We start from the raw sequence: 7,517 nt of genomic DNA on the forward strand, positions 1-7,517 counted from the left end.
CAGCACGGCGGGCGACGTATGCCAAGGGGCCATCTAGTTTAATTCCCAAACCAGTAAGAGTAGCGTTGTCTATTCCTAATGCCATCATTTCTCCTAACTGTTGGTAGTGGAAAGGAAGGAGGGGGCGATTAGTCAGAGTTGCCCAGATATTCCAAGCAGTATAATCAGCTTGCTGAAAAGCCGCTTGTGCCGTAGCGGGGACTTGCTGTCCTTCAGCATCATGACAGTCCGCTAAATCTCCCAAGGCAAAGATTTCTGGATGATCGAGGACTTGCAGATTGGATGTAGTGGTGATTTGACCGCGCTGATTTTGCTTGAGAGGAAGAGATTTTACTACGGGCGCAACCCTAGTTCCTACAGTCCAAATTACCAAATCCACGGGAATCGTATCTAGCTGGTTTTTGTACTCTAGGGAAATGCTATTTTGCTCGATTGATTCGACTTTGGTTTCTAAGTCAAGAAATACACCACGGGCATCTATTGCTTTCTTTGCTGCTTCCCGATTAAACTCTGGGGAAGTTCGCAAAATTTGGTCGGCGATTTCAACAATCCGAAAGCGTCCTCTTTCTCCTAGTCTGTCGGCTAATTTACAGGCTAACTCTACACCACTGTAGCCAGCCCCAACGATCGCTACCCGAATTTTATCAGCATCCGATTCTTCTAAAAATCGCAGGCGTTCTTCTAAACGATAGGCATCAGAGATGGTGCGGAATGTGTAGGCGTAGGCTGCCGCACCAGGGACTAAATCTAGCGGTGTCTCACCTCCTAGCGCCAGCACTAATCGGTCATAAGGGATTTCCGGGCCTTCTTGAATATTTACCCGTTGCTGGTCGATGTCAATTCCAGACACAACACCTTGATAAAAACGCACCCCTGTGCCTTGTAAAAGTTCTTCAAAGGGTGGGGCAATTTCCCAGGTTTGCAGTTCGCCAGTCAGTAATTCGTAAAGTAAAGGAGAGAATAGGAAGCGATCGCTTTGATCTACCAGAACAATTTCGGGTTTTTGTGTAGATTCCCAAGGTAATTGGCTTAACCGCAGGGCTGTGTAGAGACCACCAAAGCCTCCACCAAGGATACAAATTCTAGAAGTTTGTTCAGTCATCTATTCTATGTTATGGAACAATCAATATTAATTAGGCAACTAACTTTAGGGTAACTGAAAGTTTAGGTTTCAAAACCCTCCATTTGTATGAATGGTTTTAACATCGCTAACTCAACACTGCTTCGGTGAGAAAATTGGACAGCTTGCAGTCTAACAATTGGATAAACTTGTTAGAAAAGATTAAGGTTTTATTTCCATGAGTTGGCTTTTTTCGACGCTGGGAGTTTTTTTGGCACTAATGACGCTCTTGCTAGCGTTGTATCTAATTACTGCGAGGCCTTATCAATCATCTAACTCCGTAGCCAATTCCTATGATGAATGGACTGAAGACGGTATTTTGGAATTCTACTGGGGTGAACATATCCACTTAGGTCATTATGGTTCGCCACCACAACGAAAGGATTTTCTCACTGCTAAATCTGACTTTGTGCATGAAATGGTACGTTGGGGTGGTTTAGATAAATTACCCCGTGGCACTACTGTCTTAGATGTTGGCTGTGGAATTGGAGGTAGCAGTCGCATCTTGGCACGAGATTACGGTTTTGCAGTCACAGGTATTACCATTAGTCCCCAACAAGTCCAACGCGCCCAGCAGTTAACCCAAGAGGGACTCGATGTGCAGTTTCTTGTGGATGATGCTATGGCACTTTCTTTCCCAGATGCTAGTTTTGATGTAGTTTGGTCGATTGAAGCCGGGCCACACATGCCAGATAAAGCCATTTTTGCCAGAGAGTTGATACGGGTGCTAAAACCCGGTGGAGTCATGGTTTTAGCCGACTGGAATCAGAGAGACGATCGCCAAAAACCGCTCAATTTTTGGGAGAAACGGGTAATGCGGCAACTATTAGATCAGTGGTCGCATCCCGCTTTTTCCAGTATTGAAGGCTTTTGTGAGCTTTTAGCAGCAACGGGATTAGTCGAGGGGGAAGTGATAACGACAGACTGGACGAAGCAAACACTTCCTTCTTGGCTAGATTCCATCTGGCAAGGAGTGACTCGACCAGAGGGATTGGTGCGTTTTGGTCTATCTGGTTTTATTAAATCTCTGCGAGAAGTACCTACCCTTTTACTGATGCGGCTAGCATTCAGTGCTGGTCTGTGCCGATTTGGGATGTTCCGCGCAATCAGAGCTAACTCGTTGCAGAAATCAACTAAGCAGTATAGTTTGGTTAGCAGTTCCTGATAGCCTTGTTAGTTTTAGAGACGGTTATAACTAATTAACCGGACATAATATAACTCCCCCCATGCCTTGGGGGAGAACCGGATATTTCCCCTGTTACAAAAATGTGGGTAATCCCTAGTTATCTTGCTCATTTTCCACGACTTGTGCTTGGGTGTGACGCAGTTTTGCTAACGCCAATTCTAAGCGTTGATTTTTTTCATCTAACTCCTGCGTCCGTTCGCGCACTTTCTTTTCTAGAATCTGGCTATATACTTCTAGCTGTTCGTTACTATCCTTTTGAGCTTTTATGAGTTGCTGAACTTCCTGGATAAGACGATTGAGGGAAGTAGCTAAAATGCCAACTTCATCATTAGTCGTGACGGGTGCTTGTAAATCGAAGTTAGATTCTTCTGTAACCTGTTGGGCAATATGGGTAACAGCTTGAATGGGACGAGCAATAGCGCGGCTGGTGTAAATTGCTAGTAATGTGGCGATCGCAATTGATAGTGACTGGCTACCGACGATAATATATAAGCGTAATTTTTCCGCCGTTTGTAGTTCCTGTTTTGCTTGCTGATACTCCTTGGCTGTAACTTTCACAAGCTTGCTGATGTCATTGAGAAAGTCATCCATCAAAAAAACCGACGAGCCATGCATAAAATTGAATAATTGAGCTTGTGCTGTCTTAATCTCGATTGGTGATAAATTATTAGGAGTTAAATCTGACTCACTAATTGCATGGGCAGTGGTAGTAATTGTCCGTAGAGGAGCTAGCACCCGTCCCGCCGCCAACCATGCCAGAATCAATGACACCACAAACACTAAACTAGAAACTTCAATAATTACGGAAACTGCTTCCAGTGCCTCTGCCCGCTCACCATCTGTATTATGGGCAACAACAAAGACACCTTGCGTTTGTCCATTAATTTTAATCGGTTCCACCATGTAAAGGATTTTACTAAGATCCGGGTCAGAAAATTCTTTTTCTCCCTGTTCTGATTTAGTTTGTTTTACCCACCGTTGCATGAGTGGTGAGTCCTTGGCAAGTGGTTTGGAACGCGCTCTAGGGCTAGATTTATAAAATTTCCCATCAAGGAAGGTGATGAAATAAGAGTCATCCTCTGGTAGTCGATATAACAGATAAGCTCTAAAAAGCTTAATCAAATCTTCTTTGAAAGTGGGAGGAGCAATTTGTTTTTTTCCAGCCAGCAACCATTTCAATTTCTCTGGGCCAATTATTACGTCTTCTGGATCGTCCTCAGTCAGCACATCCTCTGTAGCAAAGGTTTCACCTTTAATTAAGGCATTGAAAGCTGCCATGTCTTCTACCATATCTTGACGAACCCGCTCATCAATGCGGTGGTAGAGCTTATAGCGAAAGGCAGGAATGGCGATGAGAAATGTTATCCCCAAAATCAGCAAGTACCAGAGCAAAATCCGGGTGCGTGCTTCTCCAAATACTTGCTGCCAACCTGAAAACAGCTTTGTTATTTTAATTCCAAACCTGCGATCGCGGCGATGGTTGGTGATGCTGCTCATTATTACCCCTCCCCATTTGAGACAGTTTATCGCAATTGGGGATCATGGGCTGGAGACTGGGGAATGGTTTGAGATTCAAAGGTGGATGAACGGAGTTCTGATATGGATTCATCCAGTTCAAAGGTGGATGAACGGAGTTCTGATATGGATTCATCCAGTTCAAAGGTGGATGAACGGAGTTCTGATATGGATTCATCCAGTTCAAAGGTGGATGAACGGAGTTCAAAGGTGGATGAATAAGTATATTTGTAATTTTTGTGGGCACAGCTTGTCATTCGCTCAAACCCATGTGCTTATATTGTAGGCTGTGTCTAGCCTACAGTTGTAACCTGAGCAAGGGTTTTAGCTATGCAGTCTAGAAATTTATTTCAAGGCGGTTAAACAACGCAGATACTTAAACTTACCTACTAGTTTGCAACTAGTAGTTCGGTGCAAAAACTTTCCGCCACATTTTCCTGTACTTGATTCACAATTATAGAAACAAATTCGTCTAGGTCGAATGGCTTAACTAAATATTCTTCAAACTCTACATCTGGAATTTGGTCACAAGTACCTGTGGCAGATGTTGAAGCCACAATGATTGGGATATGCTTACCATTGTCTGCCTCTATAGCATTCAATGTATTTAGCAATGTATAAATACTTTCACCTAAAAACCTAATCTCACAGACAATAATGTTGGGTGTGAACCAACTCAGGATTTCTAAAGCTTCCTTTATGGAACCAGCGGTAATCACATTTGCGCTGAAATCTTCGAGTAAAAAAGCATACAAATCTCTACTATCGCGATCGTTGTCTACAACGAGTACTTGTACACCTTTGAGTATCCCAACTGCCAAGCAAAAGTCATTGATTAAATTCATAATAAGACCTGCGATTAGGGCTTTAAGGGCAAAGCTATCTAAAAAAACCGTAATCTTAAGGGAACGAGACAACCGGATAGGCTAAAGAAAAAGTAGCAGAGAACCATTAAATGGTTAAAATTACTAGGTTCTATTCTTATACTATGAGCAGATATGTTTGATTTACTAAATAAATTGATTAACTACTACATAAAACGTAGAAAAACTTTTTAAATAAGGGCACGGTATGTTCTGACTTTTCACGTTATGTGGAAAAGTCCACCAAAAACCTAACCCCCTAACCCCCAACTCGTCGCGGGAAGGGGGAAAATTCAAAGTCTCTCTCCTTTTAGGAGAGAGAAATAGAAGAGAGGTTCCCCAGATACCGTGAAAAGTCAGACAGTTTCACTTAATCGTCAAAAGGTACTCAGCATGACTGCAATCTCCGCAAAGGCATCTTCAGCGCTTCCCAATTTTTCGGAAGGGATTCAATATTTTGGTGAAGCTTTACCAGATTTTGAAACTTATGGTGCAACACCTGCTATAGAGTCGGGCAAAGTAGCGATCGCATCTCCCACAGACAAAGCAGCTGTCTATCAAACTTTACTTGCTGCCGATGCCTTACGATACCTGACTTTACAAGTTACTGCTAGTAAAGCTTCTGGGCATCCCGGCGGATTCGCCAGCCAAGCGGAAGCTTACGCATCTCTTGTCATGCTGGGATACAAGAACATTATTACCGAAGTGGGACACCACGCCCCCGGATTTTATAGTGCCATGTTCTTGGATCGTTCGCTAGAGGACATGGGAATTTTTACAGTCCAACAATTGCGCGATCGCTTCCGAGAAAAGCACGGTTTATTAGGACACCTTTCCGGTTACATCCCCGGTATTCTCGCACCTGCGGGGCCTTTGGGACAAGGGCAACACTTTGCAATGGCGGCTGCACTGTTGCACAAAGATAAGTTGTTCCCCTTTACAGTTGGTGATGGTGGATTGGGTGAGCCTTATATTGTAAGTGCGATCGCTCACTTCCATACTGCTTACCCTGCTGTCACCAACTTCTTACCGGTGTTGGTGTGGAACGGTTACAGCCAAGAACACCACAGCATGGTTTCCCTGAAAACCAACGAACAGATGCAGGCATATTGGCAAGGTAACGGTTTTGATGAAGTGGTGTTAGTGGATGCCAAAGATTTTGACGATCAAAATCAGCCAGGAGATTACGTTGATAGTACCGCCTTTTCTTTTGAGAAACGCCTAGAATTTACTCAAGCAGTACTTTCGGGTGTAGATAAAGCAGCGCGATCGGCACTGGGTGGTAAGCTTACCGTCTTCATTATTAAACAACTCAAAGGTGCAGGAGTCCACGCGCGCGGTGCGAAATCTCACAACCTTTATCCTAAAGATACGCTGGATGCACCGCATATTGTTAGTGCATTGCAAACCCGTGCTTTGTCTGCGGAAGCTTGGCAATTAGTTAGAACAAATGCAGAACGCGCCGGTGGTGGCCCAGCAGCAAAAACTGTGGTGACAGAATTTGAATTTCCATTACCAGATTTAGGCGAATTACCTTTAGAAGAATATGCAGTTGGAGGTGAACCAAAAGTTTCCACAACCGCAATGGGACGATTGGTAGGAATAGTTGGAAAAAAAGATCGGAATTTCCTCGTCACCAACGCCGATGGTAACGAAGCATCTGGAATTGCCAACATCAACCAAGCATTAAAGATTATCCACCCGACAACCGACGACTTATATAACCAAGCACCAAACGGACAAGTTTATGAACCATTGAGTGAAGATGCTTGTGCCGGTTTAGCTGCGGGTTTAGCATTAATGGGTGCGAGAACTTTGTGGTGTTCTTACGAATCTTTTGCCATCAACGGATTACCAATTTGGCAAACTGTAACCCAATCAATGGCAGAATTGCGCCGTCCCACACCCTCGACTATTACTTTATTCACAGCAGGTGCATTAGAGCAAGGACGCAACGGTTGGACTCATCAACGTCCAGAAATTGAAGCTTACTTTGCTTCGTTGATGCGAAATGGTAATGTTTTCCCATTATTTCCCCCTGATGCTAACAGTATCCAAGTCTGTTATGACTGGGCATTAAAAACTAAGAATAAGGGAATTGTGATTACTGCAAGTAAATCGCCGTTACAAATTCGCACAACTATAGAACAAACTCGTCAAGGGTTGCGCGATGGTGCAGTACTATTACATGAAGTTGCTGGCGATAAACAAGTTGTATTTGCTGTAATTGGCGATATGACATTAATGCCAGTATTTGAAGCTGCTGCTTTCTTGGAAACTGAAGGTATTGGTGCCAAGATTGTTTCTGTGATCAATCCTCGGCAATTGTACCGTAGCCATGATACTGCGTGGGATACCTGTTCTGAACCCGAAGGCGGTTTCTTGGATGATGCAGCATTTGCCGAATTATTTGATGGTGATGCGTTAATTGCGGTGACAGGTGGTGCTGCGGGTATGCTGGAACCGATTTTGTTACGGAGTACAGCCAAGCGTGATACCTTTGCATGGAAACGTGGCGAAACTACAGCCAGTGCTGGCGAGTTGATGGCGTTTAATGGATTGACAGCTGAAGCGTTGACGAAACGTGCGATCGCATTAGTGCATTAAATAATGTTGCATAAATGGGGGATAATTTTATTAAATTTTCCTTTCCATCTTTGCCTGAGACATTCATCCCTAGATTTAGCAACGCCCATTAAATAAAGCTGGAATTGTTTCTACTTTTATCGCATTTATACGTATAGAAACGCTGAAAATTGCGTCGGAATGCGTATATTTGCGTTTTTTATTGAAGAGAAGTTAGGAGGCAGGAAAAATGGGAGTAGATTTGCTG

6 protein-coding genes are annotated in these 7,517 nt (G+C 43.6%); 2 read left to right on the top strand and 4 right to left on the bottom strand.

Annotated features, from left to right (window positions below):
* A partial coding sequence (locus tag IQ229_RS06035; protein WP_194042145.1) for an NAD(P)/FAD-dependent oxidoreductase occupies nt 1–1,102 on the bottom strand: 1,102 nt, incomplete at its 3' end.
* Between the two features lie 196 nt (nt 1,103–1,298).
* Here IQ229_RS06035 and IQ229_RS06040 point away from each other — a divergent pair.
* The gene (locus IQ229_RS06040) at nt 1,299–2,285 is read left to right on the top strand and encodes a methyltransferase domain-containing protein (RefSeq protein WP_194042147.1); all 987 of its coding nucleotides are present in this window, start codon (nt 1,299–1,301) and stop codon (nt 2,283–2,285) included.
* A 114-nt stretch (nt 2,286–2,399) separates the two neighbouring features.
* Here the strand turns inward: IQ229_RS06040 and IQ229_RS23745 are convergent, their stop codons facing one another.
* The 3 genes from IQ229_RS23745 to IQ229_RS06060 all read right to left on the bottom strand — a co-directional run bounded on the left by IQ229_RS23745 (nt 2,400) and on the right by IQ229_RS06060 (nt 4,666).
* Nucleotides 2,400–3,803 carry a HAMP domain-containing protein gene (locus tag IQ229_RS23745; protein ID WP_228013217.1) on the bottom strand — a complete coding sequence of 468 codons (1,404 nt, stop codon included), beginning with the start codon at nt 3,801–3,803 and terminating at the stop codon, nt 2,400–2,402.
* Nucleotides 3,804–3,829: 26 nt separating this feature from the next.
* Nucleotides 3,830–4,078 carry a hypothetical protein gene (locus IQ229_RS06055; protein WP_194042149.1) on the bottom strand — a complete coding sequence of 83 codons (249 nt, stop codon included), beginning with the start codon at nt 4,076–4,078 and terminating at the stop codon, nt 3,830–3,832.
* A gap of 132 nt (nt 4,079–4,210) precedes the next feature.
* Entirely contained in the window at nt 4,211–4,666 is a 456-nt protein-coding gene (locus IQ229_RS06060; protein WP_194042151.1) for a response regulator, read from the bottom strand.
* 411 nt (nt 4,667–5,077) lie between these two features.
* Between IQ229_RS06060 and IQ229_RS06065 the strand changes: the two genes are divergently transcribed.
* Complete coding sequence (locus IQ229_RS06065; protein WP_194042153.1) at nt 5,078–7,291, top strand: phosphoketolase family protein; 2,214 nt, start codon at nt 5,078–5,080, stop codon at nt 7,289–7,291.
* Nucleotides 7,292–7,517 lie beyond the last annotated feature (226 nt).

It is taken from the genome of Nostoc cf. edaphicum LEGE 07299 (genome assembly GCF_015207245.1).
Taxonomy (GTDB): Bacteria; Cyanobacteriota; Cyanobacteriia; order Cyanobacteriales; family Nostocaceae; genus Nostoc; species Nostoc edaphicum_B.